This is a genomic window from Rugosimonospora acidiphila, assembly GCF_039543385.1.
In the GTDB taxonomy this organism is placed as follows: domain Bacteria; phylum Actinomycetota; class Actinomycetes; order Mycobacteriales; family Micromonosporaceae; genus Rugosimonospora; species Rugosimonospora acidiphila.
The window spans coordinates 1-26,526 of record NZ_BAABJQ010000057.1; the positions used below are offsets into that span (position 1 = coordinate 1).

Annotated in this window: 24 protein-coding genes, 1 rRNA gene and 1 pseudogene; 11 read left to right on the forward strand and 15 right to left on the reverse strand. The window is 67.1% G+C overall.

What is annotated here, in order from left to right; all coding sequences use genetic code 11:
- Positions 1 to 86 precede the first annotated feature (86 nt).
- The 4 genes from ABEA87_RS41375 to ABEA87_RS41390 are packed head-to-tail and all read right to left on the reverse strand — an operon-like array spanning position 87 to position 2,987.
- Positions 87 to 1,547, reverse strand: coding sequence for a hypothetical protein (locus ABEA87_RS41375; RefSeq protein WP_345639261.1), 1,461 nt, complete (start codon positions 1,545 to 1,547; stop codon positions 87 to 89).
- Entirely contained in the window at positions 1,487 to 2,044 is a 558-nt protein-coding gene (locus ABEA87_RS41380) for a hypothetical protein (RefSeq protein ID WP_345639262.1), read from the reverse strand. The genes ABEA87_RS41375 and ABEA87_RS41380 overlap by 61 nt, the downstream gene beginning before the upstream one ends.
- Positions 2,041 to 2,532: a DUF7665 family protein gene (locus ABEA87_RS41385; protein WP_345639263.1), complete on the reverse strand. Its 492-nt coding sequence runs from the start codon at positions 2,530 to 2,532 to the stop codon at positions 2,041 to 2,043. The genes ABEA87_RS41380 and ABEA87_RS41385 overlap by 4 nt, the downstream gene beginning before the upstream one ends.
- Complete coding sequence (locus tag ABEA87_RS41390; protein ID WP_345639264.1) at positions 2,529 to 2,987, reverse strand: hypothetical protein; 459 nt, start codon at positions 2,985 to 2,987, stop codon at positions 2,529 to 2,531. Before ABEA87_RS41390 ends, ABEA87_RS41385 begins: the two co-directional genes overlap by 4 nt.
- 209 nt (positions 2,988 to 3,196) lie before the next feature.
- Between ABEA87_RS41390 and ABEA87_RS41395 the strand changes: the two genes are divergently transcribed.
- Both ABEA87_RS41395 and ABEA87_RS41400 read left to right on the forward strand, forming a co-directional pair.
- Positions 3,197 to 4,039 (forward strand): hypothetical protein, encoded by an 843-nt coding sequence (locus ABEA87_RS41395; RefSeq protein WP_345639265.1) that lies wholly within the window; start codon positions 3,197 to 3,199, stop codon positions 4,037 to 4,039.
- A gap of 46 nt (positions 4,040 to 4,085) precedes the next feature.
- On the forward strand, positions 4,086 to 4,622 hold the full coding sequence (locus ABEA87_RS41400; RefSeq protein WP_345639266.1) for a hypothetical protein: 537 nt from the start codon (positions 4,086 to 4,088) through the stop codon (positions 4,620 to 4,622).
- A 174-nt stretch (positions 4,623 to 4,796) separates the two neighbouring features.
- On the opposite strand, the gene ABEA87_RS41405 is transcribed toward ABEA87_RS41400, so the two are convergent.
- The 6 genes and pseudogenes from ABEA87_RS41405 to ABEA87_RS41430 form a co-directional block, all read right to left on the reverse strand.
- Positions 4,797 to 5,033: an MmyB family transcriptional regulator gene (locus ABEA87_RS41405; protein ID WP_345639283.1), complete on the reverse strand. Its 237-nt coding sequence runs from the start codon at positions 5,031 to 5,033 to the stop codon at positions 4,797 to 4,799.
- 142 nt (positions 5,034 to 5,175) lie between these two features.
- Positions 5,176 to 8,268 carry a type I restriction endonuclease subunit R gene (locus ABEA87_RS41410; RefSeq protein ID WP_345639267.1) on the reverse strand — a complete coding sequence of 1,031 codons (3,093 nt, stop codon included), beginning with the start codon at positions 8,266 to 8,268 and terminating at the stop codon, positions 5,176 to 5,178.
- Positions 8,265 to 9,506, reverse strand: a complete 1,242-nt coding sequence (locus ABEA87_RS41415; RefSeq protein ID WP_345639268.1) for a restriction endonuclease subunit S — start codon at positions 9,504 to 9,506, stop codon at positions 8,265 to 8,267. The genes ABEA87_RS41410 and ABEA87_RS41415 overlap by 4 nt, the downstream gene beginning before the upstream one ends.
- Positions 9,503 to 11,128 carry a type I restriction-modification system subunit M gene (locus ABEA87_RS41420; RefSeq protein ID WP_345639269.1) on the reverse strand — a complete coding sequence of 542 codons (1,626 nt, stop codon included), beginning with the start codon at positions 11,126 to 11,128 and terminating at the stop codon, positions 9,503 to 9,505. Before ABEA87_RS41420 ends, ABEA87_RS41415 begins: the two co-directional genes overlap by 4 nt.
- A 272-nt stretch (positions 11,129 to 11,400) precedes the next feature.
- Positions 11,401 to 11,870 (reverse strand): annotated as a pseudogene (locus ABEA87_RS41425) (transposase); the annotation flags it as partial.
- Positions 11,871 to 12,482: 612 nt separating this feature from the next.
- Positions 12,483 to 13,445, reverse strand: coding sequence for a DUF4365 domain-containing protein (locus ABEA87_RS41430; RefSeq protein ID WP_345639284.1), 963 nt, complete (start codon positions 13,443 to 13,445; stop codon positions 12,483 to 12,485).
- A 657-nt stretch (positions 13,446 to 14,102) separates the two neighbouring features.
- Between ABEA87_RS41430 and ABEA87_RS41435 the strand changes: the two genes are divergently transcribed.
- The 5 genes from ABEA87_RS41435 (at position 14,103) to ABEA87_RS41455 (ending at position 18,584) form a co-directional block, all read left to right on the forward strand.
- A complete protein-coding gene (locus ABEA87_RS41435) occupies positions 14,103 to 14,558 on the forward strand; it encodes a hypothetical protein (RefSeq protein WP_345639270.1) in 456 nt (151 codons plus the stop codon).
- Entirely contained in the window at positions 14,558 to 14,866 is a 309-nt protein-coding gene (locus ABEA87_RS41440; protein ID WP_345639271.1) for a transcriptional regulator, read from the forward strand. The genes ABEA87_RS41435 and ABEA87_RS41440 overlap by 1 nt, the downstream gene beginning before the upstream one ends.
- A gap of 183 nt (positions 14,867 to 15,049) precedes the next feature.
- Positions 15,050 to 16,924 carry an esterase-like activity of phytase family protein gene (locus ABEA87_RS41445; protein ID WP_345639272.1) on the forward strand — a complete coding sequence of 625 codons (1,875 nt, stop codon included), beginning with the start codon at positions 15,050 to 15,052 and terminating at the stop codon, positions 16,922 to 16,924.
- Between the two features lie 180 nt (positions 16,925 to 17,104).
- Positions 17,105 to 17,626 (forward strand): RNA polymerase sigma factor, encoded by a 522-nt coding sequence (locus ABEA87_RS41450; protein WP_345639273.1) that lies wholly within the window; start codon positions 17,105 to 17,107, stop codon positions 17,624 to 17,626.
- 13 nt (positions 17,627 to 17,639) lie between these two features.
- The gene (locus tag ABEA87_RS41455) at positions 17,640 to 18,584 is read left to right on the forward strand and encodes a hypothetical protein (RefSeq protein ID WP_345639274.1); all 945 of its coding nucleotides are present in this window, start codon (positions 17,640 to 17,642) and stop codon (positions 18,582 to 18,584) included.
- Between the two features lie 117 nt (positions 18,585 to 18,701).
- Here the strand turns inward: ABEA87_RS41455 and ABEA87_RS41460 are convergent, their stop codons facing one another.
- Entirely contained in the window at positions 18,702 to 20,927 is a 2,226-nt protein-coding gene (locus tag ABEA87_RS41460) for an acyltransferase family protein (protein WP_345639275.1), read from the reverse strand.
- 161 nt (positions 20,928 to 21,088) lie between these two features.
- Positions 21,089 to 22,327: an MFS transporter gene (locus ABEA87_RS41465; protein ID WP_345639276.1), complete on the reverse strand. Its 1,239-nt coding sequence runs from the start codon at positions 22,325 to 22,327 to the stop codon at positions 21,089 to 21,091.
- A 92-nt stretch (positions 22,328 to 22,419) separates the two neighbouring features.
- On the opposite strand from ABEA87_RS41465, the gene ABEA87_RS41470 reads away from it, so the two are divergent.
- A complete protein-coding gene (locus tag ABEA87_RS41470) occupies positions 22,420 to 22,926 on the forward strand; it encodes a MarR family winged helix-turn-helix transcriptional regulator (RefSeq protein WP_345639277.1) in 507 nt (168 codons plus the stop codon).
- A gap of 33 nt (positions 22,927 to 22,959) precedes the next feature.
- Here the strand turns inward: ABEA87_RS41470 and ABEA87_RS41475 are convergent, their stop codons facing one another.
- Complete coding sequence (locus ABEA87_RS41475) at positions 22,960 to 23,676, reverse strand: isocitrate lyase/PEP mutase family protein (RefSeq protein WP_345639278.1); 717 nt, start codon at positions 23,674 to 23,676, stop codon at positions 22,960 to 22,962.
- 278 nt (positions 23,677 to 23,954) lie between these two features.
- On the opposite strand from ABEA87_RS41475, the gene ABEA87_RS41480 reads away from it, so the two are divergent.
- The 3 genes from ABEA87_RS41480 (at position 23,955) to ABEA87_RS41490 (ending at position 25,757) form a co-directional block, all read left to right on the forward strand.
- Positions 23,955 to 24,440 (forward strand): SigE family RNA polymerase sigma factor, encoded by a 486-nt coding sequence (locus tag ABEA87_RS41480; protein WP_345639279.1) that lies wholly within the window; start codon positions 23,955 to 23,957, stop codon positions 24,438 to 24,440.
- Positions 24,437 to 25,273, forward strand: a complete 837-nt coding sequence (locus tag ABEA87_RS41485; protein ID WP_345639280.1) for a hypothetical protein — start codon at positions 24,437 to 24,439, stop codon at positions 25,271 to 25,273. The genes ABEA87_RS41480 and ABEA87_RS41485 overlap by 4 nt, the downstream gene beginning before the upstream one ends.
- Positions 25,274 to 25,493: 220 nt before the next feature.
- Positions 25,494 to 25,757 (forward strand): PspC domain-containing protein, encoded by a 264-nt coding sequence (locus ABEA87_RS41490; RefSeq protein ID WP_345639281.1) that lies wholly within the window; start codon positions 25,494 to 25,496, stop codon positions 25,755 to 25,757.
- An 11-nt stretch (positions 25,758 to 25,768) separates the two neighbouring features.
- On the opposite strand, the gene ABEA87_RS41495 is transcribed toward ABEA87_RS41490, so the two are convergent.
- Positions 25,769 to 26,269, reverse strand: coding sequence for an ABC transporter C-terminal domain-containing protein (locus tag ABEA87_RS41495; RefSeq protein ID WP_345639282.1), 501 nt, complete (start codon positions 26,267 to 26,269; stop codon positions 25,769 to 25,771).
- 145 nt (positions 26,270 to 26,414) lie between these two features.
- A 5S ribosomal RNA gene (gene rrf, locus ABEA87_RS41500) occupies positions 26,415 to 26,526 on the reverse strand; the annotation flags it as partial.

Genomic DNA, 26,526 nt, shown 5'->3' on the forward strand with positions numbered 1-26,526 from the left:
CGGGTCCGGTGGGCGATGCGCTGGAAGCCAGCGTTGAACGCCTTCGCTATCACCTTCAGCGACCGATTCCCGGCCGCTGAAACCTACTAACAAGATCGCCGGAAACACCGTTGAAGAAACAGACCCCCATCCAGGTTGCTCAGCTGTAGCGGGAGCAGACGTGCTGCCGGAAGGCTTGTTTCACCAGTCGCAGGTGCCTGGAAGGCGTCACCCGATTGCAGGTGGAGGTTGATGACGTCGAAGCCGTCCTCGGTCTGGACTCCGCGGACGCCCTGGGCAATGGCCAGACACGCGGTGATCGCGCCGACGAAGGCGGCGCCGACGGCGGTTCCGGCGAGTTCGACGGAACCGCACGGGTCGCGTTGCTCCAGCTCGGCGAGGGCGGCGGTGGTGGCCCGCCGTTGCCGGGGCGCGTCGTTGTTCCAGGGGAGCAGTTGGTCGCTGGGGACCTTCGCCGGGAATCGGTAGAGGATCATGGCGTTAAAGTCGGCCGGCCCGATCCCGAGTCCGGCGTCGATGGCGAGTTTCCAGCCGACCTGGGAGATGAGCCGGCGGGGCTGAAGCGTGTCGACGCCGAGTAGGGCGACATGGTAGTCCTCGGGTTGGGCGCGGCTGGTCTCGTCGAGTCGCCGGTCGAGGATGACGACGTCGTAGCCGGCCTGCTCGAGAGCTGTCGCCGCGAGCCGAGTCTTGCGGATCGGGGCCGGGCTGGCCGGGGTGAGAAGGCCGGTACTGTGGTTGGCCTGGACCACCCGCTGGATGTCCTGCAGCACGATCTCGATCTTGGCTGGGTCGGCGTACGGAAGCCAGGAGAGCACCCAGGCGTATGCCTGGCCGAGGTGGCCGAGACCGACCAGCCACCAGGCGGCCGGAGCATGTGTTGGCGTCGGTCCGTCGATGTCGGTCCCCGGCTGCCACAGGTTCAGTGTGATGGTGCGCCAGCCGACATCGCTGCCCGGACGCTCCCGGATCGTGCCGAAGGCCTCGTGTACGCCGAGAGCCGCGGCGGCGATCGCGGCCACGACGTTGCCCTCGCGGCTGGGGCCGGTTCCGGCCTCGGCCGGAGAGACTGAAGCGTTCCAGCCGTCCCAGCTGGCCCGGATCCGCACCGCGCCGCCGGGTTCAGCGGGTGGGTCTCCGAGATGAAGGAAGGGTAATTCGGCGGGGACGACACTCGGATCGAGCTGGTCGGTGTGTTCGGCGCCTTCCCGCTCGGTCATCTCGGCGATGGTTAGCCCGCGGTACGGCCCGTAGGTTAGTTCCACAGGCCCGTCGGCGACCACGATGACCTTGCCGAACGCGCGGACCGCTGTCGCGACCGCGGTGCAGAGGGCGGCTTGTCCGCACAGGTCGAAGGGCATGCCGGTCGCGACGATGACCATCCCGGTCTTAGCTTGCGCGTCGAGCGCTGCCGTGACGGTCGCCCGGGTTCCCTCGTGGACTCCGAGCAGGGCGGTGCGGTCGAACGTGTCGGTGATGGACGAAGTCATCGTGTCTCCTGATGCCGGTGCCAGATGAGTAGCCGTGCCAGCAGCCGGCGCCACCACGCTGATCCGCCCGCACGGGTACCGACCAACACGACCTCGGCGGCTCGGTCACCGTAGAAGGACGTCCAGCCGCCGTAGGCCCTCACGTGGACACCGATCTGGCACACGTCAGTGACCTCGGCCGCGAAGCGCGGGGCGATCAGCGCGACGTGGCCGTCGCGGGCCACCATCGGGTGCTCGGCGTCGACCCGGCTCTGCTGAACGCGGTCAACTGGGTGGGTATGGATGTCGCCGGCCACCCGCAGCCCGTCGCGCCGGCAGAGATTCTGTAGCGCGGTGTAGCCGACGGCGTGGAAGTCGATCCCGCCGGTCAGGCAGAGCGGGTCGAGGTCGTCGTAGAAGGCGATTGTGGTGACCAGTTGCGGCAGCTGGTCCTCGGGGTGCGCCCGATCGGCGAGCAGGAACGCGCCGCTCTCGCGGTGCCCCTGCCCCCGCTCGGCGAGGCCCTTCACCAGCGCGGCGAACAACCTGGGCTCGATCGTCAGGCGCGCGGTCACTGGGTGCCTCCGCGCGCCGACATCCGCGCGTAGGCCAGCTCGCGATGCAGCTCGCGCAGGTAAAAGCCGATCGTCCGCGTCGGGTTCCAGCACCGCTCCGGGCGTTCGACAGCCCAGTTCGGATGGCTCGCGATCCCTGCCCGGTCGCACGCCAGGTATGGGCCGTTGTTGTTGCCCGGGGACCAGTCGTGCCGAAAGACCTCCGGGTTCTGGCCGGAGACCGGCCAGTCCGCCATGGCCAGCGGCACGTTCGCAGCCAGATTCCAGGGCTGCCCGGCCGGCGGCTGCACCGGATAGTCCTGCACCTCGAGCCGCATGCCCAACTCAGCGTCGTCGCCGACTGCGATCGCGACCAGCAGGACCGGCCAGCTCAGGTCGACGATGCGCCAGGACCCGGCGGCGGCACCGGCCTCGACGTCGGCGGCCAGCAGATGCCGGCGCAGCCGTCGCAGGTTCGGGTCGCCACCGGGCTCGGACGCCGTGCTCATCCCTGCGGCCGGACCGTGTGGACCAGATCGACCGTCGTGCCGCAGGTGCGCCTCGGGACGATCGTGGTGACCGGTGCGTTCAGGTCCAAGTCCTCGGTCCCGTCAGGGACCCGCAGGACCAGGTCGGCCGCGGCGGCCTGGCTGATCCCGAACGCCGCGATGGCCAGCTTGCGGACCTCGCGCAACCGGGTAGCCGGATGGACCTTGACCACCTTGTCGGCCCCGGCGTACCCGACCGTGACCGCGATCTGGTGACAGGTCGAGGTGGCCAGGTGACCGGGCCGCCCGGCCAGGACCGCCTCGATGGTCACTGTCACGTCGAGCTCGACCTCGTCGCCGACCACGAATACCTTCTCGTCCTTCTCGATGACGAGAAGGTCACCGAGCCGCACATCAGGCTCGACCTCGCGCGTCTGGGCAATGGCCTCGCCGGCCACGAAGTGATGGATTCTCATATCTGCTCCTCTTGTTTTGGCGGGACCGTGTCGACGGGTCCGGCGGTCTCGGAGGCAGCCGGCAGAGAGCCGGCCGTCCGCCGAAGTTCCCGTTTCACTGAGACAGATTAAACCGATGCGCGCGCCGGGCGCAACCCCCGAAGTGGCCTCGGGCCGACCGCCGTCGGTCGGGGATGTGCGGGTCCGGATCTAGCTGTCATGCTTGATGCGTGCGTATCGAGCTGGCCGGCCGGAATCCCCTCCGACAACGTCGAGAGCTGAGGGCTGACTTTCACGGCGACACGGAGAACCTGGTGCTCGACGCGCGGGGGCTCCAGTGGGTCAGCCCGCTTGAGCTCGCCGCGATCGTCACGATGGGAACCGCCGCCGCCGACGGCGGCCGTGAGGTCCGCCTTCTTGTTCCGCGGGACCCGAAGATCGCGTCCTACCTCGTGCGGATGAACGTCGTCGAGCTACTCAAGCCCTTCGCCGAGATCGAGGGGTCGATCCCGTCCCAGGTGCGCCGTGATCACTCCGACAAACTGCTGGAGGTCGCCAAGGTCACGCCCGCCAACATCGACGACATGAACGAGACGCTCGGCCGACTGGTAACGGCGCGGCTTGGACCGGAAGCGGGAAGGGCGGCCTTCCGCAGCCTTGCCGAGCTGCTGAGCAATGCCACTACACACGGCCTCAGCAAGACCGGCGCCTTCACCGCCGCCCAGCTCTACAGCGGTACCCTGAGCCGTACACCTGGATTTGAGTTCGCCGTCTGTGACTCCGGTGACGGGATCCGAAAAGTCCTCTCCAACACGACCAACCAGGATCTCGAAGGCCCCGTGGCCCTTGAGCGAGCACTTGATGGTGGCAACAGAAGCCCGGAAGGGCGAGGCCACGGATTGCCGAACCTGTGGCGGCAGGCCATACGAGGTGGAAAGGGAGGCGAACTCATGCTCCGCAGCGGAAGTGCCGTCGCCACCGCGACACTCCGCGCGGAACCCACCTCGATTTGCAGCCGTGTTGCCGAATCGGTGGACGGCACTTGGGCTTGGCTGCGCGTCCGACTTTCGTAACGGGCCGTAACGTGTTTCAATCACTCAGGTGAAACCGGATTCCGCTATGGCCTTCGCCTTCGACGTCGGACGACACCGGACGTTCCTGTCAACCAGGGAACGCGGCAGGGAAGTGCTTCACGACCTGGAAGACCGCACTCCGCCTGGCACCAGCCTCCTTGTCATCAACTTCACCAACGTCGAAGCCATGACCGTCAGCTTCACCGACGAGTTCCTCGGCAAGTACTACTCCGTCCTCGCCACCCAGGACGACGGACCGACCACCGTGCTCGTGACCGGCCTCAACGACGACACCCGTGAAACGATCGTCCTCGGCTTCGAACGCCGCGAACTTATCGCGCTAGAGCAACTCGGTGACGACTTTGCGCTACTGGCGGCGTCGGATGTTCTAAAGGACACCTTCGAACTCGCCAGGGAACTTGAGACCTTCACCGCAACGACGGTCGCTGAACGCTTGGGCATCACCGCGCCAAACGCGAACAACCGTCTCAAACGCCTCGTCGCGGCTAGAGCACTCGTCCGGCGGCGCGGAGTCGCCGAGCGCGGCGGAAAGGAATTCACCTACTCCGCACCCGAGATTTAAAGGGGCCTCTACCCGCAGGGGGTGCTCCGCTGGTGCTCGGACGTTCGAAACTACCACCGAACTACGCAGGCTCTTCCAGTACCTCGGAAGTGAGAGCCGTCGCGGGGGATGGGATGCTCAGGGCATCTGACTGCCGTGTCGGTGGCCGGTGAATACATGCGGGCGCGGCGATGATCAGAAGACGAACCGGGCGATTTTCACCGGCCGTTGCGCTGTCGTGAACAGCGGTGTGAACACGGCCTGGCCGAGCTGGTTCGCGGCCAACACGCCCATCCGCCCGTTGCGGACATAAGCCGGTGCGGTGACCATCGCGTTGAGGATGCGCTGCGCATCCAGCCGGCGGCGGGTCCGGGCCGCGGCAGCGCTCGTGTTCGCCGTGCCGGCGAGATCATGGAGATCGTGTGGCGTCAGGAACCACCAGGATCACCGATGCGGCCACACCCGCCCCAACCGGCCCACCCGCCCAGCCGTAGTCCCAAACGCCGAGGTCACAAGACCATCAGCCGACTACGCAATGGCCCTGCCTCAACCAAGGCCTCGGCGGTTTCAGCCATTACGCTTCGCCTTCGCCGGAGCTCAGCCCGAAGAACCGCTCGAAGAACACGCCAAGCTTGGTCAGCACGCGCTGCTTCTTCTCGCCGTGGCCACCGTCCGCCGCGAAGCGTGAGACCGGCGGAAGCACCTTGGTGATCGCGGTCCCCGTCGTCTTGATCTCGCCGTCACGGAACGCTGTCGCGATGAAGGCGCGAGTCTCGTCGGCCTTAAGGTTCTCGGCCTCGATGATCGCGTCGAGCTCCTCGGTGCGACGCTTGGCGACGTAGGCGGCCCACTCCTCGTCGAGGTCGCCCTTGGCCGAGATCGAGTCGACAAAGTCCTCGACCAGATCCTTCTTGTTGCGCAGGCTCGGGCTGGCGTCGACGGCGTGCGAGATGGTGGCGCGGATCTCACGGTCCTCACCGTCGCCCTTGGCCTCGCGGTACTTCTGGACCAGCATCAGGATGTAGTCGACGTTGATCTCGACTTGCTTGATCAGCTCAATCTCGAAGACGACGTCGTCGACGATCGACTCCTTCTCGGCCGTGGCGTCCTTCTTGAACTCGGCGTAGAGGTCGAGGTAGATGCTGCGGTAGTCCTGGCTCTGGCGGTCAGTCAGAATCTCGTTGCCGGCGAAGTCGTCGAAGCTGGTTAGGACGTTTTGCAGGCGCAGGATCTGACCGATCAGGGCGATGAACGCCTTCTGCGCAGCCTCGCCGATGATCGGCTGGCCGAGCGGGAACTGCTCCAGCAGCTCTTGGATCTTCTCGGCGTACTCGTCGTAGTACTCGGCGTACGGTTTGAGCAGCACGATGCCCTTGGCATCCTTGTTGCCGAACAGCGCGATGGCGTCGTTGGTCTCTTCCTCAAGATCACGGAAGCTGACGATGTTGCCGTAAGTCTTGACCGAGTTCAGGATGCGGTTGGTGCGCGAGTAGGCCTGAATCAGGCCATGGTTGACTAGGCGCTTGTCGACGAACAGGGTGTTGAGTGTCGTGGCGTCGAAGCCGGTCAGGAACATGTTGACGACGATGACCAGGTCGATCTCGCGCTGCTTGAGCCGTAGCGACAGGTCTTTGTAGTAATTCTGGAACTTGTCGCTGGAGGTGTCGAAGCTCGTGCCGAACATGGCGTTGTAGTCCTGGATCGCTGCCTCCAGGAAGTCACGCGACGACTGGTCAAGGCCACCGGTCTCGAAGCCCTCTTCGTCGAGGTAGTCGTCGGCCGCCGCTTCGTTGGCGGCGTAAGAGAAAATGAGTCCGACCTTAAGCTTGCGGTCGGGCGTCAGGTCGGCCTGCTGCTCCTTGAAGCGGGTGTAGTAGCGCTTGGCAGCCTCGATCGAGGCGGTCGCGAACAAGGCGTTGAAGCCGTGGACACGACGCTCGCCCAGCGAGTAGTGCTCCGCCCGGCGGGTCTTCTGGTCGAAGTGCTCCAGCGTGTAGTCAACGATCTTGGTCAGGCGCTCCGATGCGAGCAGTGCCTTCTCCGTATCGATGGCTGAGACCTGTTTGTCCGTCAAACCTGCGGAGATCCGAACGGTGTTGACGTAGTCGATGCGGAACGGCAGGACGTTCTTGTCGCTGATGGCGTCAACGATCGTGTAGGCGTGGATCGCCATCTGGTGGCTCTCGGGCGGGCAAGTCGCTGGGTTTCCGTGTAGAAAACAACCGAAGGCCTGAGCCGTGGTGCGCAGCTTAGGGCTGCCGCTGGTGCCTGCATTGACAGCAAAGATCGGGGTGCCCGTGAAGCCGAACAGGTTGTAGCGCTTGAACGCCTTGGTGATCGCCGTGTGCATGTCGCCGAACTGCGAGCGGTGGCACTCGTCGAAGATGATCACGACGTGCCCGTTGTAGATGTCGTGGCCCTTGTTGCCGCCGATGAACGTGCTGAGCTTCTGGATAGTCGTGATGATGATTCGCGCGCTCGGATCTTCGAGCTGACGCTTAAGCACCGCAGTCGAGGTGTTGGAGTTGGCCGCGCCCTTCTCGAAGCGGTCGTACTCGCGCATGGTCTGGTAGTCGAGATCCTTGCGGTCGACCACGAAGAGCACCTTGTCGACGCCGGGCAGGCGGCTGGCTAGTTGGGCAGCTTTGAAGCTCGTCAGGGTCTTGCCTGAGCCGGTCGTGTGCCAGACGTAGCCACCGGACTTGAGGGTGCCGAGCTGCTTGTAGTTGGTTGAGATCTCGATGCGGTTCAGGATCCGCTCGGTGGCCACGATCTGGTACGGCCGCATGACGAGCAGCAGCCGGTCGGCGGTCAGGACGCAATACTTGGTCAGGATATTGAGCAGCGTGTGCCGGGTGAAGAACGTCTTGGCGAGCCCCGTTAGGTCCTGGATCGACTTGTTGGTGGCGTCGGCCCACCACGACGTGAACTCGAAGGAGTTGCTCGTCTTGCGAGTCTTCTTGCCCCCGGCCTCGCTCATGTGCTGACGGCGCGTGGTATTGGAGTAGTACTTGGTCAGCGTGCCGTTGCTGATCACGAACAGCTGGACGTACTCGAAGAGGCCCGAGCCCGCCCAGAAGCTGTCGCGCTGGTAGCGGTCAATCTGATTGAACGCCTCGCGGATGTCGACACCGCGGCGCTTCAGTTCAATGTGGACCATGGGGAGACCGTTGACCAGCACGGTGACGTCATAGCGGTTGGCGTGCTTAGCCTGGCCCTCGCCTGCCCCGACCTCGTACTGGTTGATGGCCTGCAGGCGGTTGTTGTGGATGTTGCGCTTGTCGAGCAGCGTGATGTTCTTGGTCGTACCGTCGTCGCGCTTGAGGATCTGGACGTAATCCTCTTGGATGCGGACGGTCTTCTCCACGATGCCCTCGTTGGCACCGGCGATCTTCTCCGTGAAGAACCGGTCCCACTCTGGATCGCTGAACGTGATGCCGTTCAGCGCCTCAAGCTGGGTGCGGAGGTTAGCGATCAGGTCAGCCTCGGTGTGGATCTCGAGGTACTCGTAGGCCTGGCCCTGCAGGATCTTAATGAACTCACGCTCGAGGTCAGCCTCGGACTGGTAAGCCACGGCAGTCGTGGCGTCCGGGATGAACTCGGCGACGACCGTGCTCTCGGCGCTGACCGCGATCGGGTCGTACTGGCGTCCTGGAGCCTCATTCATACCGCTAGCTCCTCGAACATCAGCAGTCGGTCACGGTAGTAGGAGGACTGCTTGCGCCGGGCAGCCAGTTCGTCACGCAAAGCCGATTCGAGAGCGGCCAAGGTGCCGATCACTCGCAGTAGCTCTCGTTGGGCCGGAATCGAGGGAAGTTCAATTTGGAACGCCTCGAGCTGCTCCTCCTTCCAGCGGCGCCGGCTCTTGGTCGAGCCACGCTCAGTGCCAGTAACCTCCCCCTCGATGCGTTTGAGCGTGAACTCATCCTTGAAATACAACAGGAGCCATTCTGGCAGCACACGTGAGGTGTCAAGGTCATACACCGGGAACTCGTTTGAGACGACTCCGTCCGCAAGTTCTGGGGTGACAAGCGCGAACGAACCCTCGGTGACGAACATCCGATTATAGATGAACTGTTGCGGCTTGACTCGGTAGAGCGTCGTCCCCTTGATGGCACTGCCAGGCTTTGACTCTCGGGCGAAGGCACCTTCGCCGTACCACTTCACTCCGAGGTTCGTGTAGGTAGCATCTGGCAACACGCGTAGCGGCTCGACGTACTGCGTCGCCACTTCGCCAAGCCGGACGAGCTTTGTAGCATCGGACCCAAGCGCTCTGGTATATGGCGCCCCCGGCAGCGTGCGCGCGAACGCGAGCCGCTGCCGTCTGCGAGCCTCCAGCTCATTCTCGATCTCGGCCTCCAGCGCAACGAATCCATCTAGGATCCGAACTATCTCGCGCTGCACCTCTACTGGTGGTACGGGGATGGAGAACTCCATCAACACCGAACTCTGGATCGCAGCCATCGATCCGTCGGTACGACCTGCGAGGCTCAGAATTACCTCGGAGCGCGCACGGCATACGTGAGCCAGATACTCGACGAGAACACCATCGTGGGGCACGACTGCACGCATGTCTTGGTTGAGCGTTACTGCGACCGGCACTAGGGCTATCGGGAGTCGACGACGCAGAATGTTCGAACGCACGACGAATGCAACCGACCCGGCTGGGACTAGCTTGGCCGGCGACTTGTCGAGCGCCGCCTCCGTAATATGGTCCTCTGTTGTCAGTACCCGGCCAGTGTCCATATCTTTTGGCGAGAGCCAAGGCACAGTGCCGTTGTCCCAGTATTCAGGAACAGACTTCGATGGGGTACCTCCGCCATACCAAGTGCCTACTTTGCCAAGAGGAAGGACTGGAACTCCCTGCCGGCAAAGATCGGGGATACGGTCGCTTATCTGGCTCACGACGCATCCTCTAGGTCGACGACGATCTTGTCGATGGCGGCGCGAAGCTCTGCTTGCCGTGCCACTATCTCCGCGATCTCGGCGTTGAGTTCATAGATGTCGACGTCCTTGCGGGTGTCCTCTTTCTCAAGATAGGAGGAAACCGATAGGAGGTACCCACGGTCGGCGATCTCCCGAGTTGGAACAAGCTTGGCGAAGTGAGCGGCATCCTGACGGGATACGAATGCATCCAGGATCTTCTTCTGGTTTTCGGGCTGGAGCTTATTCTTGCTCCCGACGTGTTCGAATTCCGCTGACGCATCAACGAACAAGACGGAGCTATCCTTCTTCGACTTCTTAAGCACGAGGATGCAGGTGGCGATGTTCGTCCCGAAAAAAAGATCGGGTGGCAGCTGAATGACAGTGTCGACATAGTTGTTGTCGACCAGGTACTTGCGGATCTTCCGTTCGGCTCCACCACGGTAGAGCACGCCAGGGAACTCAACGATGGCCGCGGTGCCGTTGACAGCCAGCCAGCTCAGCATGTGCATCGTGAATGCTAGGTCGGCCTTGCTCTTCGGCGCGAGGATGCCAGCCGGCGCGAAGCGCGGGTCGTTGATCAACAGAGGGTTGGCGTCGCCCTCCCACTTGATCGAGTACGGCGGGTTGGAGACGATCGCTTCGAAGGGCTCGTCGTCCCAGTGCTGAGGATCGATCAGGGTGTCGCCATGCGCGAGACTGAACCCCTCGTAGTTCACGTCGTGCAAGAACATGTTAATGCGCGCCAGGTTGTAGGTGGTCAGATTGATCTCTTGGCCGAAGAAGCCTTGGCGGACATTCTCCTTGCCCAGCACCTTGGCGAACTTCAGCAGCAGCGAGCCCGAGCCACAGGCTGGGTCATAGACCTTGTTGACCGACTTCTTGCCAACCACCGTGATGCGCGCGAGGAGTTCGGAGACCTCCTGCGGCGTGTAATACTCACCGCCAGACTTGCCGGCGTTCGCGGCGTACATCTGCATCAGGTACTCGTAGGCGTCTCCGAAGGTGTCGATGGCGTGGCCGTTGAAGTCGCCCAGGTTGAGGTCACCGATGGCGGCGAGGAGCTTGACCAGCTTCTCGTTGCGCTTGGCCACGGTGTTGCCGAGCTTGGGAGAGTTCACGTCGAGGTCATCGAACAGACCCTTGAGGTCGTCCTCGGAGTCGGTGCCCTTCGCCGAGCCCTCGATGTTGCCGAAGATGCGCTCCAGCGTCTCGTTGAGGTTCTCGTCATGGGCCGCGCGCTTACGGACGCTGGCGAACAGGTCACTGGGCAGGATGTAGAAGCCCTTCTCGGCCACCGTCTCCTTGCGTCCAAACTCGGCCGCCTTATCGCTCAGCGTGGCGTAGTCGAAATGCTCATCGCCTGCCTTACGCTCGCTCTCGTTGATATAGGCCGTCAGGTTCTCAGAGATGAACCGGTAGAAGAGGATGCCCAGGACGTAGCTCTTGAAGTCCCAGCCGTCGACCGAGCCGCGAAGGTCGTTCGCGATCCGCCAAATGGTCCGGTGCAACTCAGCGCGCTGGGCTTCCTTCGTCGTCGGAGCCACTAGCGCGCCACCGTCCTCGCGCCGAGGTTGGTCATATGGCTTGTCGTCAGCTGACACATATTCGGGCGGATCTCCTTCACGCCGCAGAGGCGTGTGATCGGTTCTGCGGACCTTGGCCCCAAACTTTAGCGGTGGGCGCCGACAGGTCCTCGTGGCCACGCCGGGGCCGTCACGAGTCCGACAGGGTCGGGCGCAAGGAGATCATCCAGGGCAACGATCTGCATGCAATTGTCCGTGACGTGGCCTTTGCTCGAGATCAAAGCACGCGCCTCCCCGGAAACGCTCCAGCCCTCACCGCGGGCGTCGTGGTACGCCCGCCGGAACCCCTACCGCGGGTGAGCCTTCGCGTAGTCCCGCAGCCACCCGCGCAGGGCGGCGTCGGGGTCAGCAGGCGTCTGGCCCGCCGGCTCACGGCGCTGAGTACCACGGTTCTGCCCGGTCACCCGGCAGGCGAACCGATGACTGACCCCCAACACCCGGATGAGGTGGTCAACGGCCGCCCGCCTGCGTGCCGGGCTCAGAATTCCCCCTTGGCGATCTCCTTCAACGCGGCCTTCTCCAACTCGGCGTCGGCCAGCAGCCGCTTGAGAGTCGCGTTCTCCCGTTCCAGCTCCTTGAGCCGTTTGGCGTCGTCGGCCTTCAGCCCACCGAACTGGTTGCGCCACCGGTAGTAGGTGGGCTCAGAAACCTGCAACTCCCGGCAGACATCCGCGATGTCTTTGCCCTCGCCGAGCATCCGATCCGCCTGGGCCAACTTCCGCACCACCTGCTCAGGCGTGTGCCTCTTCCTGGTACTCATCGTGGTCAAGCCTTCCCGCCCACCACAGTGGGCCGCAAGACTCACTCGCCCCGGATCAACCAGAAGGGGTCACGTCAGGGGGATCCGCAAGGCCGGTGGCCTGATCGGTACGCGAGCCCGGCCCCGGATGCGCTGATGAAGCCGGACAGCCTCCGACCGCCCGCAGCGAAGGTCGGCAACGCAGAGGCTCTGCAGCTGCCGGCCGCGTTCTTTCTTCAGGGATGGGCCCATGTGCTGTCGGCGGCAGAGATTGTGACCTACTTGATGATCCGAGAGCTGGAGACCAGGTACCCGGACAGGTCGAAGGCCGGCGTGTACGTCAACCAGACCCGTGAAGCGTGGTACGGCCTCAGCCGCGACGTGTACGAAAGCCATCTGCAGCTCGCCGATTACGGCCTGATCGAACAAGACCCTAACCGTGACGCGGACGGGAAGATTATGCGCCAGCCTGCCGGAACCGAGTACCTGCAACCGCTGCGATTCCGCTCCCTGCCACAGGGGTGGGACCGACCGACCAGCGTTGAAGTCGGTGACCGCCGCACTCTCCAAGGCCTAACCGGAGTCGGCCGTACAGGCTCCTGCGGCTGCTTTGAGGCTGAGCGCCGACGCTGGTTACGTACGCCGCGTCAACTGCGGGCCACCGCTTGTCGCGAACTGGTCGACGATAAGGAATGCTCGACCAAGACCGTTAAGAGTAAGCTCAAGCCGCCAGTAATCGACCTCGCCGGCTCCGTTGGCATACGGACGCAGGCCCTCGGCCAGGCGACCTCGGCGCCAGTCCTCGAAGGTCGAGGTGCAGAACGTGTTCTCCTCATCGTGGATCACGCATTCGGCTTCGTATTCGTCGTACTCAGTCTCGTCGTAGGTCTCCTCGTGCACGTCGACGTCCGCCCAGGCGAACAATCGCGGTACTACCTCGCCATAACTGGCGTGGCCGAGGAAGACACCCCAACGCGCCAGCTCCTGCGGAGCGTTGCCGTCCTCGTTGTCGATGCCGAGGCTTATCGATCCTCGTCCTGACGTTTTGTTGATCCACTCCTCCATATCGATGACCAACCGTTTGCCACTCGCAAGCATCCTCATCCAGGGCTTCGCCAATTGCATCTCACGGATGCGTAGGACATACGGATCTCCTTCAGCAGCTTTCTTCAACGGGACCCGGGCACTCTCGTCAAGTACATGCGCTTCGGGAACGAGGAGCTTCCAACCAGCAGTGGAGGCTTCGACCAGTGTCTGCCGGGTCACGAGCTGCCAATGGCATCGCTTAGTCTCGGGGTGGTACAGAACTAACGCAACCGGCAAAGAGTGATTCAGCCAGTACTGCACATGTTCCTTGTCTGGCCGAAACCACCAGCCGCCTGGACCTTGCTCATCGAACCAGCTCATGCCGCCCTTGATCTGCAAGGCCAACAGACGGCCGCGCACGTCCTTGCCGTCAACAACCTCGGCGTGGGCGTCGATGCCGTAGTCCTCGGTGGGCTGATCGCGGAACAGCCACCCCAACTCGTCTTCGACGGCGAGCTTGGTGTGGGTCACCGCAGCGGTGCCGACCTTGGCTGAGGGCTTTTGTTGCATCACGGGGACATCCTCCCGCTCGGAGGAGGCGAGCGGAAGTTGCCTGCCACTCGCAGGTGTTTGCCGAACTCGTCCTGGATCTCGCCCTGGCCGTCCGGCAAGCCCCAGTAGGCATCTGCTCGCTCGACACGCATCGGCGGCGGCCCAGCGCGGCGCTGAGCCGTCGCGGATGCTTCGGCTCGTGTGCGTACCAGCTCGGACCGCACTCGCCGGAACGGACGAGCGACCTAGGCGTGTCCCAGTTCCATAGTGGACGGATTCGGCGGTCATTTTCGCAGGTAGAACGTAGCGCATTGGTTTGGGACCGCGCGCAACTGCTGTTTAAAAGTCTGCTGCTCTACCATTGAGCTAGCGGCCCGCCACGCTCAGGGTACCTGAATCCGGCTTGAGGAGATCGCCGCCCCACGCATCACGCGTTTCGTTACCGGTCGATCTCTGGCCGTCCATTCGACCAACACCCAATACACCTATCGCGGCAACCGCCCCGCTGGCGCGCGGTTGACATAGGTGCGGGCCTCGACGGCGCCCGCGATTGATCAGCGGTCAGGGGCGGACGTCCTGGGGTCGACGCAGCCGGGCGCCGGTACTTGCCTGACGGGAAAGAGCCGAGTATTTTCCTCAGAGGAAAGTAGATCTCCTCGGGTGAGGTGAAGGTTGATGACTCCCGACGACGCGCGGGCGGCGCTCGACGACATCCAGAGGCGGCACGAGCAGTCTCGCGCCGCCGAGGCGCGGCACGGCTTCTCCCCCTTCTACCTGGGCGTCTTGGCGTTGATAGTGCTCGTCTCGTACGCCTCCTACGACCTGCCCAATCCGTGGAACGGCGCGATGCTGTTCCCGGTGGTCGCGCTGGTGGCGCTGTTGGTGATCGCCTACGTGCGCCGGGCGCCGGTCCTCAGGAAGCCCGGCTCCGGCGAGTTGCTCGTGGGAGTCGCGGCCGGGATCCTCCTCGCCGCGGTGATCAAAGGCTTGGCGACGGCCATTGGGACGGCCGGAATGCCGACCCCACACCTGATCGCCGCCGCCGCCGGAGCGGTGGTGTGCCTGCTGGCGGCCCGTCCCATCTGCCGGGGCGCCGACGCGCTGGCAAGGCTGGCGGGCCGGCGGAGCTGATGGACGGCGACTTCGACGAGTTCCTGCACGTCCCCGCGCGGTTGACGATCGTCGCGCTGCTGGCACCCGCGAGCTGGACGGAGTTCGGCTTCATCCGGGACGCGATCGGTACGAGCGACTCGGCCCTGTCCAAGCAGCTGTCCGCACTCGCGGCGCAGGGCTACGTCGAGGTGCGCAAGCAGCCGGGCACGGGCGCTCGGCGCACCCTGGCACGACTCACCCCGCACGGCCGGGAGGCGTTCGGGGCCCACGCGGCGGCGTTGGAGCGGATCGCCGCCGCGGCGCGAGCGCCCCACCCGGTCGACTGATCCTGTACCCGCGCTGTGCGGTGCGGCCGGAACACCCGGCGGGGCGCGGAGCGGGCCATCCGCGACGCGACAACGCCCGCTGCGGGCCGGTCTGCCGGAACATGATTCTCGTTTACGGCTGCCGACCAAGCTAGGAAACCTTCCCGCCATTCAACGTTCATCTGCTAACGGTTGGTTGCGGGCATGCGCCTGAACCTCCCTGCCCGCAAGCGGGCAGCAACACTCATCGGCGGCACGACGGCCGCCGTCATCCTGGCCTCCGTCGGCACCGCCTGGGCCAACCCGTTCGGGTGGTGGGCCACGCAGTCCCACCCGTTCTCGGTGAACGCCGACCACGGTGAGGCCAGCCCGCGCAGCGGCGGCACCGTGACCGGCAACCTTCTGTCGAACGACTTCGGCGCGACCGCGGTGGTGCGCAACAGCGGTCTCGACAACCCCAAGGCCGGCAGCCTGACCGTGAACGCCGACGGGTCCTACAGCTTCGCCCCGGCCGTCAAGGGCAGCCACGGCACGGTGCACTTCACCTACACCGCGACGGACGCCGTCACGCTGTACAAGGACGCCGTGCCCGGCGGGAGCAAGATCCCGTCGCTCGGTGGGCTCGAGGGCCCGAACGGCACGACGGCGCTGATCTCCGGTGGCGGCTTCGGTTCGTCCTTCGTGCCGGTGCCGGGCAAGTCGGGCTGGTTCTACGGCCTCACCGACCGTGGCCCGAACGCCGACGACGACGGCCCGCTGGGCGAGAAGGTCTTCACCGACCCGACCTTCAACCCGGAGGTCGGCCTGTTCCAGCTTGTGGACGGCAAGGCCGTACTGCAGAAGAAGATCGTCCTCAAGGCGCCCGACGGCACCGCGTACAACGGCCTGCCGAACCCGGTCACCAAGAACGCCGCGAGCTCGGAGCTGACCGAGGACCTCTACGGCAACTACATCGACCCGACCAAGCCGTACACCGTGCCCGGCACCAAGCCGGCCGTGACGCTCAACCCCGACAACGGCTACGACTCGGAGGGCCTGGTCGCCCTGCCGGACGGAAGCTTCTGGATCTCCGACGAGTACGGCCCGTTCATCACGCACTTCGACAAGAACGGCAAGGAGATCGAGCGGCTCTCCCCGTGGGGTGCCGACACCGGTGCCGGCCTCGGCAAGGGCCACAACGTCGACACCAAGCACCCGCTGCCGATCGAGCTGCAGCTGCGCACCAAGAACAAGGGCATGGAGGGCCTCACCGTCACGCCCGACGGCAAGACGCTGGTCGGCATCATGCAGTCGGCGCTGACCGTGCCCGACTACGGTACGGGCGCGAACGGCAAGACCGTCAAGTCGGCCAACGTCGCCCCGGTGCGGATCGTGACCATCGACCTCAAGACGAAGGCGATGCACGAGTACCTCTACCTGCTCACCGACCCGGGCACGACGGCCAGCGCGGTCAGCGAGATCACCGCTCTGTCCGACACGAAGTTCCTCGTCGACGAGCGTGACGGCAACCAGGGCGAGCCCGGCAAGGCGGCGTTCAAGGACCTCTACGAGATCGACCTGACCGGCGCGACCGACGTCAAGGGCAACGGCAAGAACCCGCTGGGCTACACGGTGACGACCCCCTCGGGCCCGAAGTCGATCGACGCGTACGTCGGCGACGCGCCCACGGCGCAGGCCGAGCAGCTGCTGGCGCAGGCGAACATCACGCCGGTGAGCAAGACGCCGTACCTCGAGATCGGCACGGTGCTGAACCAGCTCGACCCGTCGGGCGCGTTCTTCAGCCACGACAAGATCGAGGGCGTCGCGAGCGCGGACGGCGGCCAGACGCTGTACCTCGCCAACGACAGCGACTTCGGCATGGACCACCTGCTCGGCCAGGACGAGGCGGCGTGCGAGGCGTCGGGGCTCACCGACACGACGGCGTGCTCCCCGGTGAAGTCGACGACGACCGGCAAGTACCTCGTCCACCAGAAGACGCTGGACGCCAGCGGCGTGGTGGACGACGGCGAGGTCCTCAAGGTCAACGTGTCGAAGCTCCCGGCGGTGCTCGGCACGGCGACGGTCACGATCAAGTACTGACCGATCCCGCTGGCGCAACGGCCCGCTCCCGCTTCCGGGAGCGGGCCGTTCGCTGTGCGATGGCGCTTCCCTCACCGGGCAGGTGGCCGCGACTACGGTGAAATGAGGGCCCGCCGACCGACATGTATCTGATGCCGGACCACCCGGTCAGGCATCAGGCACAGCTGGAGGGGGCCCCACTTGGCACGCGCCGCACCCCGGTCGCGCGACGGCGATCCCGCCGCCCGGTTCGAAACTCTGTACCGCCTCTGCTACGAGGATCTGCTCCGCTACGCCCTGCGTCGCACCGGTCGACCGGAGATCGCCGCCGACGTGGTGGCCGACACCTTCCTCGTCGCCTGGCGGCGCCTCGCGGACATCCCGGCCGAACAGCCCCGGGCCTGGCTGTTCGGAGTCGCCCGCAACGTGCTGGCCAACCAGTACCGGGCCGAGCGTCGCGGCGTCGATCTCGCCGCGCGCCTGCGCACCGAACTCTCCGACGCCACGGTCGTCCAGCCGGACGCTCCCGCGGAGGTCTCGGCCGCGTTCCGCACCCTTTCGGAGACCGATCAGGAACTGCTGCGCCTGGTCGCCTGGGAGGGCCTGAGCGCGGCGGAGTTGAGCCAGGCACTCGGCTGTTCAGCCAACGCCGCCCGAATCCGGCTGCACCGCGCCCGCCAACGGTTCGCCGAGGCGCTGCGCGAACTCACACCCGCGATCTGACGAGGGAACCATCATGACCGATAACGACGAACAGCAGGACCGCCTGGTTCGGCTGCTCTCACCCGAGATCCACCTGCCGCGCACCGCGTCGCAGCCGACCGGGGCGGCCGCTGAGGATCTGCGCCAGCTCATCATGGGACAGTCCGAACCGGGTGCCTGGACCGCCGAGACCCCGAAGCGCCACCGGATCTGGAGCCCCCGCCGCCGGCTCGCGTTCGCGATTCCGGGCGTGGTGGGGCTGGCCGCGCTGGCGCTGGTCGTCACCGCCGTACTGCCCAGGTCCTCCGCCCTCGGCCCGGCCCCGGCACAGGCCGACGCGCTGCGCTTCACCCAGAGCAACGGGTACCTCACCATCAGGATCGTCGACCCGGTGGCGGATCCGAAGCGGTACAAGGCGGAACTGGCCCGGCACGGCCTCGACATCGACCTCACCCTGGCACCGGCGCAGGCCGATCAGATCGGCCGCGTCGTCTTTCAGGAGCAGGACAACGGGAACGGGCCCTCCCTCAAGGAGATCGAGGCACCGGGCGAATGCTCGGCCAACGGCAACTGCTCGGTCGCCATCCAGGTGCCGCTGGACTACCAGGGGTACGCGCGGATCGTCTTCGGGCGCGCGCCAAAGCCCGGCGAGGACATCCAGGGCGACTCGCTCCTGTCGCCGGACCAGCAGAAGCAGCTGGACGCGCTGGTGGGCCAGCGGGTGTCCGACGCACGCCGGCTGCTGGCCGGGCGCGGGCAGACCGCCACCTACCGGGTGGGCTACGAGTCCACCGAGGCGTCGGCGGCCCAGGTGCCGGGGAGCTGGTACGTGTATCAGGTCGCCCCGCTGACCGGCAACCTCGTCGTGCTGTGGGCCTCGGCGGACGGGAAGCCACCCGCCCGACCCCGCGCGAGCGCCTCGGCCCAGCCGTCGACCGGTCCGTCGACTGGCCCGTCGACTGGTCCAAGCACCCGCTGATCCGGCGGATCGACGCCCCGGGTGGCGGCCACCGCCGCCGCCACCCGGGGCCGCCATTGGTAGCCGCCATTCGTGGCCGTTGCCCGGCCTACTCCGTCGGCCTACCGCCGCCGGACCTTAGTGCAGGGCAGTGGCGAGCGCGTCGGACAGCAACGGGGTCAGCAGCCGGATGTAAGTGGCCGACACGTGGCTGTCGTCGCGGTAGACCAGGGTGTTGCCGATGATCGGTGGGCAGGTCGTCGCGGTGCAGAACCACGGCAGCGGGTCGATCACGGGCATCGCCGCCGCCTGCGCGGCCGCGACGGTCGCCACTCGGCGGCTGGGGTAGACGGCCGTACTGGCCGGCAGCGCGCAGGTCTGCACCGCCTTGGTGTACTGCGCCACGCAGTCCGGCACGCTGGCGCCCCTCGGGTCCGGGGTGTCCTGCATGAGAATCACCTGGGCACCCGTCTGCTTGACCTGGGTGGCCGTGTCCATCAGCGCCGTTGTCCACAGCTGGTCGGGATCGCCCGGTACCAGCTGGTTGTCCTTGTCGACCGGCGGGCCGCCGTAGGTGCGGGTGGACATCAGCACCATGGCCGGCTTCAGCGAGGCGATGACCCGCAACGCGTCCGCACGCCAGGTCGCGCACTCGGTGAAGGCGCGCTGCGTGTTCAGCTTCGTGGTCAGGGCATTGGCCGGCGTGCAACCGCTCTTGGCCAGGACCACCAGCCGCCAGTGCCGCTGCCGCGCCACCGTGTTGAACGCGTCGAACCACTGCTCGGTGTGCGAGTCCCCGAACAGCACCAGCGTGGTGGTTGAGGTCTTGTCGCCGTAACTGTCGCAACCCGCCGCTATCGCGTCGGCCGTCGACGTGGCGTCCAGAGAGGCCAGGCAGCCCGTGTCCGTGGGCAGGTCGCCGCCGGCCGCCGTGACCGCCGGTACGAGGTTGGCGGGCATGGCGGTGTTCTGCGCGCTGGTGGCGATCAGCGCGCTCAGCCTGGCCGCGGCGTCCGCCGCGGAGCCGTCGGCCACCACGGTGGCGGTGTTGGTCGCGTGGCCCGAGCCGTTCAGGTGCATGGGCAGGAGCCCGACCAGGCCGGCCGCGCCCACGCTCACCGTGCTCAGCGACGCACCGATGATCAGGCCGCGCCGCGGCCGGCGGCGCAGCGACGCGCGGAATCGGATCGGGTTCTCGATCAGCCGCATGGACAGCCACGCCGGCAGCAACGCGCCGAACGCCAGGCCGAGGCCGAGCCACACGCTCAGCGTGTGCCCGACGATCGACTGCCCGACGATCAGCACCGGCCAGTGCCACAGGTACCAGCTGTACGACAGCCGGCCGAACATCTGAAGGGGCGCGGTGCCCAGTACGGTCGGGACGCCCCTGGCCGGTCCACAACCGCCGGCGATGACCAATGCCGCCCCGGCCACCGGCAGCACCGCCGCGTACCCGGGGAACACCGTCGCGTCGGTGTAGACGAACACCGCCACCAGCACGCCGGCGAGCCCCGCCCACATCGTCAGCTCGGCGGCGATGCGGGGCAGTCGGGCCAGCCTCGGCGCGGCGAGGGCCACCAGCGCGCCGGCGGCCAGTTCCCAGGCCCGGGCCTGGATGCCGAAGTACGCCCAGGGCTCCGACGCCTGGGTCTGCCACACGCACAGCGCCAGCGATCCGGCGGCGAGCACGGCCAGGGTGATGGCGGCGGCCCGGCGGCTCGGACGCCGGCGCAGCCACACACCGGAGGCGATGACCAGCAGCAGCGGCCAGATGAGGTAGAACTGCTCCTCGACCGCCAGCGACCAGAAGTGTTGCAACGGCGAGGGCGGGCGCGCGGCGGACAGGTAGTTGGTGCCCTGAACGGCCAGGCGCACGTTGATGCCGTAGAGGGCGGCGGCGATCCCGTCCTTCGCCACCGCCTTGGCCACCAGCGGCGACATCCACAGCCACGACGCCGCCACGGTGGCGACCACCACCAGCGCCGAGGCGGGCAGCAGGCGAATCATCCGCCGGCCGTAGAAGCTGCCGAACGAGATCCGGCCCCGGGTCTCGACTTCCCGGTAGAGGTTCGTGGTGATCAGGAAGCCCGAGATGACGAAGAATACGTCGACGCCGACGTAACCGCCGCCGACGACGAGTGCTCCGGCGTGGTAAATGACCACGGCGAGCACCGCGATGGCACGCAGTCCCTCGATGTCCGGACGGAACCCGGAGCGGCGCTGCTCGGAGCGGGAGGCCCGGCCCGCCGGTTCGGCGCCTTCGCCGGGTGGGTGCGGGTGTTGGCCACCGGGCGCGTTGGTTAAGCTTGGAGAAACAACCGATGAACCGGATCCGACGACGGTCCTGGGCGAATGCTCGCTCATCTGAGCATGTCCTAAACCGTCCCTTTCCTGCTGATCCCTGCGCCCCCGTGATCCAGTTTGCGAGCCTAGCCCGCTATTCCCGAGGCCGGCACGCCGGTACCTGTGAGGTGATCGGCGCGGTGCTTTCCGGGCCGCACCGGCCGCCGGGGCCGACCGGGTGATCAGGCGCCGGTGAGTACGCCGGACGGCCGCACCGCCGGCGAGGCACCGGCGGCCAGTGCCGGTTCGAGCCGGACGAGTAGCCCCGCGCCGATCAGCGCCGACACCGCGAGCACCAGCCAGGGCAGCCGGCCGTCGAGCGCCAGCAGCGCGGTGAACAGCGACGGCGCGAGCGTGGCCGACAGCGACCAGGAGAGCTGGTACGTCGCCAGGTAGCGCCCGCGCGCCTCGGCCGGTGCCGCCTCGATGGCCAGCGTGCTCGCCGCCGGGCTGTGCAGCAACTCACCGCCGGTGTAGAGCGCCGTGGTGGCGACCAGCGCGGCCAGCAGCACCGCGACGCCGCTCGGCCTCGCGGTTTCCAGCAGGACGAAACCCACGAACGCGAGCGCGAACACGGCGGCGCCGCTCGCGGCGACCCGGGTTCGCCGGCCGATGCGGCGGGCGAACCGGTTCATCGGCACGCCGGCGACCGCACACAGCGCGGTGTTGACCGCGAACAGCAGGCCGACGGTTGCCGCGGGCGCGTGCAGGACGGTGACGGCGTACGCCGGCAGCAGCAGCGACAGCGCCGAGTAGCCCAGGGCGATTAGGAAGTTCGCGGCGGTCAGCCCGAGGAACGGCCGGTCGGCGAGGACCGCGCGGTAGCCGACGCGGGCCTGGCGGCGGGTCTCGACGGGCTGCCGCCGGGGCACCCGGCGCACGATGAGCGCGGCGACGAGGAAGCTCACGGCGTTGAGCCAGGCCGCGACCGTGAAGCCGGTGTCGCCGGCCAGGCCGATGATCAGTGAGGCGAGCAGGCCACCGGCGCCCAGCCCGGCGTTGCGCAGGCTCCGGGCCAGGGCGTTGAGCCGGTCCCGGTCGGCACCGGTGACGAGCTCACCGATGACCGCCTGCTGGATGGCCGGGAAGGCACGGTCTCCGGTGGCGGTGAACAGCGCGACCGCCGCGAATGCCGGCAGCGTGCCGGCGAACGGGTACGCGACGAACCCGAGCCCGCGCACCGCGTACCCGAACAGCTGCATCCGCCGCGCGCCGAACCGGTCGACGGCGGCCCCCGCCAGCGGCAGCAGCGCCATTCCGGTGAGGCCGGCGACGGTGAGCACCGCGCCGATGACGGCCAGCGGCAGCCCGGTGACCCGCTGGAAGAACACCAGCGAGAACGGGACATACATCCCCGAACCCAACGCGTCGATCGTCATGCCGGTGATCAAGGCCCGTTCACCGGGACTCCGCCTGGCCATCTGCCACCTCCAGTCGATTCGTAGATAACTTAGCACTAAGCAACTTAGCGTCAAGCATCTGAGTCGACCATGGGGTGTGCCACACTTGGGGAATGCCGAGGCAGACAGCGAACCCGCGTACCGACGGGGTGGATGCGATAGTCGCGCAGTGGGCGGTCGAACGCCCCGAGCTGGAGACGCTGCCGATGGAGGTGTTCGGCCGGATCTACCGGATCGCGCGCCTGATGGGCGACCGGGTGGAGCGGGCGTACGCACCGTTCGGCATCGGGCGCGGCGAGTTCGACGTGCTGGCCACCCTGCGCCGGGCCGGCGACCCGCACACGCTGTCGCCGAGCCAGCTCTCCGCGACGCTGATGCTCACCACCGGCGGGATGACCGGGCGGCTGGACAAGCTCGAACGCGCGGGCCTGGTGCGCCGGGTTCCCGACCCGACCGACCGCCGTGCGCTGGGCGCACAGCTGACCGAACAGGGCCGCCGGGTCGTCGACGACGCGGTCACGGCCGGGCTAGCCGAGCAGCGGGCCGCGCTGGATGAGTTGCCCGCCCAGCAGCGCACCCAGCTCGCCGGCCTGCTGCGTGCGCTGCTCGCCGCCTGCTGACCCGGCCGGATCGCTGGCGGTGGGTGCCGGATCTCAGGCGCGCAGCCGCGCCGCGAGTTCGCCGATCGCCCCCATCGCGTACCGCTGCAACTGCGGGCCGAAGGTGATCCGGGTCGCGCCCAGCCACGCCAGCTCGGCCACGGACTCCCGGTCCGGCCCGGCGGCCAGGTTGATCGGGCCGTCGATGCCCTTCCGCAGCTCCGCGAGCACCTCCCGCGGCGCGGCCAGCGGGTACACGCAGTCGGCGCCGGCGGCCACGTACCGCCGGGCGCGCGCCACGGCGTCGGCCGGATCGCCCGTCCCGATCAGGAAGGTGTCGACGCGCGCGTTGATGAACAGCGCATCCCCCGCCTCCGCCCGCACCTCGGCCAGCCAGTCCGCGTGTCGCACGGGGTCCTTGAGCGTGGCGTGATTTTCGGAGTCCTCCAGATTGCAGCCGACGGCGCCGGTCTCCAGGAGCCTCCCGACCAGCTCGGCGGGGGCGAGGCCGTAACCGCCCTCGATGTCGGCGGACACCGGCACGGCGACGGCCCGGACGATCCTCGCCACCGCGGCGAACATCTCGTCGGGCGGCGTCGAACCGTCCTCGTAGCCGAGCGAGGCGGCTACCCCGGCGCTCGGAGTGGCGAGCGCGGGGAAGCCGGCGTCGGCGAAGATCCGCGCGCTGGCCGCGTCCCACGGCCCGGGCAGGACCAGCGGGTCGCCGGCGGCGCGGCCCAGGTGCAGGGCGCGAAAGGTGGAGACGCTCATCTCTGCCAGCACCTCACGGGTGCATCCGGGGCGCGTGCCACGGCAGGTTTCCGTTCGCTGTCATACGCCAACCCTAAGCGCCGGCTGGCCCCACATCGCGATCCACTTTCGTGGTGGTTTTCTGGGCCACTTCGCGCCTCACCCGGCACGGCGGGGTCCAGCGGGGCGGTCCGCGCAGGGGTGGTTGGCGAACCCGGAAAGTCGCATGCAACCACTGGCGGCGGCTGGTGCGTGATAGGTCCGTGAAGGACCGGCACGGGCCGCCGTCAACGGCGGACATGGCGTTTGTGACATTCGTGGAGTCGGCCTGGCAGCGGCACCTCCGGCTGGCGATGCTGCTGACCGGCGATCGGTGGCAGGCCGAGGAGCTGCTGCAGGACAGCCTGGTCAGGATGTACGAGCGGTGGCGGAAGCTGGACCGCCACGAGGATCTGCACGCGTACCTGCGGCGGATGCTCGTCAACGGCCGCACCTCGATGTGGCGGCGGCGACGGCGGGAGAACCTCGTCGCGGAAACACCGGAGCGTTCGGTACCCGCCGGGTTCGACTCGGACGTCGAGGTGAAGAACGCCCTGATGTCCCTGCCGCCGCGCCAGCGGGCGGTGGTGGTGCTGCGGCTGTACGAGGACCTGACCGAACGGCAGGCCGCCGCGGCGCTGGGTTGCTCGATCGGCACGGTCAAAAGTCAGTACGCTCGCGCGCTGGACAAGCTCCGGCAGCTGGTGCGCGAACCCAACTACCAGGGGGGCAGGAGAAGCCGATGAACACTCTTGAGACGCAGCTGGCGCACCGGCTGCACCATCTCGTCGATGGCGAGTTCGATTCGACGGCGCCGGCCGGGGCGGTGCTCGACCGCGGGCAGCGGGCCGGCCGCCGGCGGGCAACGGCGATGGTGGCGACCGCGTCGCTCGCGGTGGTGGCCGTGGGCGCGGTGGCAGCGGCCGGCATCACGCAGCCGTGGGCGGACAACCACCCGAGCGCGGCACCGCCGGCGCAGACACCACGGCTGTCGCTCGCGGCCGCGGTCGCGTCGAGCCAGAACACCAGCTACCAGGTGAAGGTCACCCAGAACTGGGGTCAGGGCAGCGTGGACACCACCGATGGAGCTTTCGACCCGACCACCGACACCGGATACCTGAACAAGACGTCGACGGGCGGCGGGGTCGCCTACGAAGAGCGGCTCCTCGACGGCACCCTGTTCATCGGCTCGTCGGGGTCGACGGAGTGGAAGCAGGAGCAGGGACGGCACGACCGGCTCGACTACGACCGTGACCTGAGCGGAACGCTGAGCGCCTCGGCCGACCCCGAGCAGTTGTTCGAGATGCTGCGGCAGTCGGGTGCCGTGATCAGCCAGACCCGCACCGACTCGTACCACTTCCAGGTGCGGACCAACGAGAATTCGGTGGCCAGCAGCTACTCCGGCGACGTGACGGTCGGCGCCGACAAGCGCATCGCGACGGTGACGTACCAGCTGAAGAACAGCGCCACCAAGAAGGGCCAGACCTCTACGGAGCAGTCCACGGTCACCGTGGCGCTGTCCGGCTACGGCGCCCCCGTGACGGTGGACCGCCCGACGGACGTGGTGATCGTCAAGTAGTACCGCGATCGTGGCTGCCCGTGACCGGTCCGGTCACGGGCAGTCCCGCATTGTCGGCGCCCGCATTGGTGGCGCCCGCATTGGTGGCGCCCGCATTGGTGGCGCCCGCATTGGTGGCGAATCAGGGGCGGGTCAGGGCGGTCCCCGATGCGACCAGGGCGCTCGACAGGCGATCGTGGATGGGTAAGCACGCCGCAGCGCCACGGAAAGGATCCACACCATGAACAGCGTCAACGCCAGGTTCCACGAGAACGGGCTGGTACGGCCGCGCGACGGCCGGGTACTCGGCGGCGTGTGCGCGGGACTCGCGCGCCGCTTCGGAATCCGCCCGTGGTCGGCGCGGCTGCTATTCGTGGTCGTCCTGCTCGTCTTGCCGGGCAGTCAGTTCCTGATCTACCCGGTGCTGTGGATCCTCATGCCGAGCGAGGATCGCGCGGCGGCGACCGCCACGCTCTCGTCGCACTCCGCGCCTGGGGTGCGGTAGTCGCGGCCGGGTCAGAACAGCGGGGTGAAGACGCAGACGAAGCCCGAACCGTTGCGCTTCACGTCCCAACCGCCCCGGAACCGGGCGCCCCAGAATTCGCCGGTGCGAACGATCGCGCCCGCGGACGAGTTGAGGTCGTTGAGGGTGTTGACCTCACCGACCACCTCGTCCGGCGGGTTGGTCGTCCCGACCACGAGCTGGATGACCCCGGTGCGGCCGCCCACGAAGTAGAGCGACACGTACCCCGGCGAGGTCGCCTGGTACACCTTGTTGATTTCGGCGCGAAAGCGCGCCTCGCCGACCCCGGCCTGCGCGGTCAGGCCACGCAGGCCGTCGACCGCCACAGTGGTGGCGCGGGTCAGCCGCTCGGCGCGCTCGGCCAGCTCCTCCAGCCGGCGCGCGTCGTCCAGCAGCGGTCCGGCCGCGGCGGTCCTCGCCGACAGTCGCTGTACCTCCCGCTCCAGGGCCTCGATTCGGGCCGTCATCGCCTCGATCTCATCCCGCCGGCTCACCGGGGACCTCCCTCTCGCGATCCACTCACCGTTCCGATGATCGCTGTGTCGGTCAACCGCTGGCGCTGTCTTTAGCCGGGGGTTTTGGCGGTAGAAACACTTCAGGGGCACCCCCAAAAAATTGGGGGTGCCCCTGAAGAAAGAAGTCCGGCGGCGTCCTACTCTCCCACACCCTCACAAGTGCAGTACCATCGGCGCAGGTGAGCTTAGCTACCGGGTTCGGAATGTAACCGGGCGTTTCCCCACCGCTAAAACCG

Bases quoted from the DNA above. Each gene is read 5' to 3' on its own strand.
- ABEA87_RS41455 (WP_345639274.1), top strand. From the start codon at position 17,640: ATGACCGATAACGACGAACAGCAGGACCGCCTGGTTCGGCTGCTCTCA.
- ABEA87_RS41490 (WP_345639281.1), top strand. From the start codon at position 25,494: ATGAACAGCGTCAACGCCAGGTTCCACGAGAACGGGCTGGTACGGCCG.
- ABEA87_RS41465 (WP_345639276.1), bottom strand. From the start codon at position 22,327: ATGGCCAGGCGGAGTCCCGGTGAACGGGCCTTGATCACCGGCATGACG.
- ABEA87_RS41475 (WP_345639278.1), bottom strand. From the start codon at position 23,676: ATGAGCGTCTCCACCTTTCGCGCCCTGCACCTGGGCCGCGCCGCCGGC.
- ABEA87_RS41470 (WP_345639277.1), top strand. From the start codon at position 22,420: ATGCCGAGGCAGACAGCGAACCCGCGTACCGACGGGGTGGATGCGATA.
- ABEA87_RS41445 (WP_345639272.1), top strand. From the start codon at position 15,050: ATGCGCCTGAACCTCCCTGCCCGCAAGCGGGCAGCAACACTCATCGGC.
- ABEA87_RS41430 (WP_345639284.1), bottom strand. From the start codon at position 13,445: ATGCAACAAAAGCCCTCAGCCAAGGTCGGCACCGCTGCGGTGACCCAC.
- ABEA87_RS41485 (WP_345639280.1), top strand. From the start codon at position 24,437: ATGAACACTCTTGAGACGCAGCTGGCGCACCGGCTGCACCATCTCGTC.
- ABEA87_RS41385 (WP_345639263.1), bottom strand. From the start codon at position 2,532: ATGAGCACGGCGTCCGAGCCCGGTGGCGACCCGAACCTGCGACGGCTG.
- ABEA87_RS41440 (WP_345639271.1), top strand. From the start codon at position 14,558: ATGGACGGCGACTTCGACGAGTTCCTGCACGTCCCCGCGCGGTTGACG.
- ABEA87_RS41410 (WP_345639267.1), bottom strand. From the start codon at position 8,268: ATGAATGAGGCTCCAGGACGCCAGTACGACCCGATCGCGGTCAGCGCC.
- ABEA87_RS41480 (WP_345639279.1), top strand. From the start codon at position 23,955: ATGGCGTTTGTGACATTCGTGGAGTCGGCCTGGCAGCGGCACCTCCGG.
- ABEA87_RS41460 (WP_345639275.1), bottom strand. From the start codon at position 20,927: ATGAGCGAGCATTCGCCCAGGACCGTCGTCGGATCCGGTTCATCGGTT.
- ABEA87_RS41400 (WP_345639266.1), top strand. From the start codon at position 4,086: ATGGCCTTCGCCTTCGACGTCGGACGACACCGGACGTTCCTGTCAACC.
- ABEA87_RS41390 (WP_345639264.1), bottom strand. From the start codon at position 2,987: ATGAGAATCCATCACTTCGTGGCCGGCGAGGCCATTGCCCAGACGCGC.
- ABEA87_RS41435 (WP_345639270.1), top strand. From the start codon at position 14,103: ATGACTCCCGACGACGCGCGGGCGGCGCTCGACGACATCCAGAGGCGG.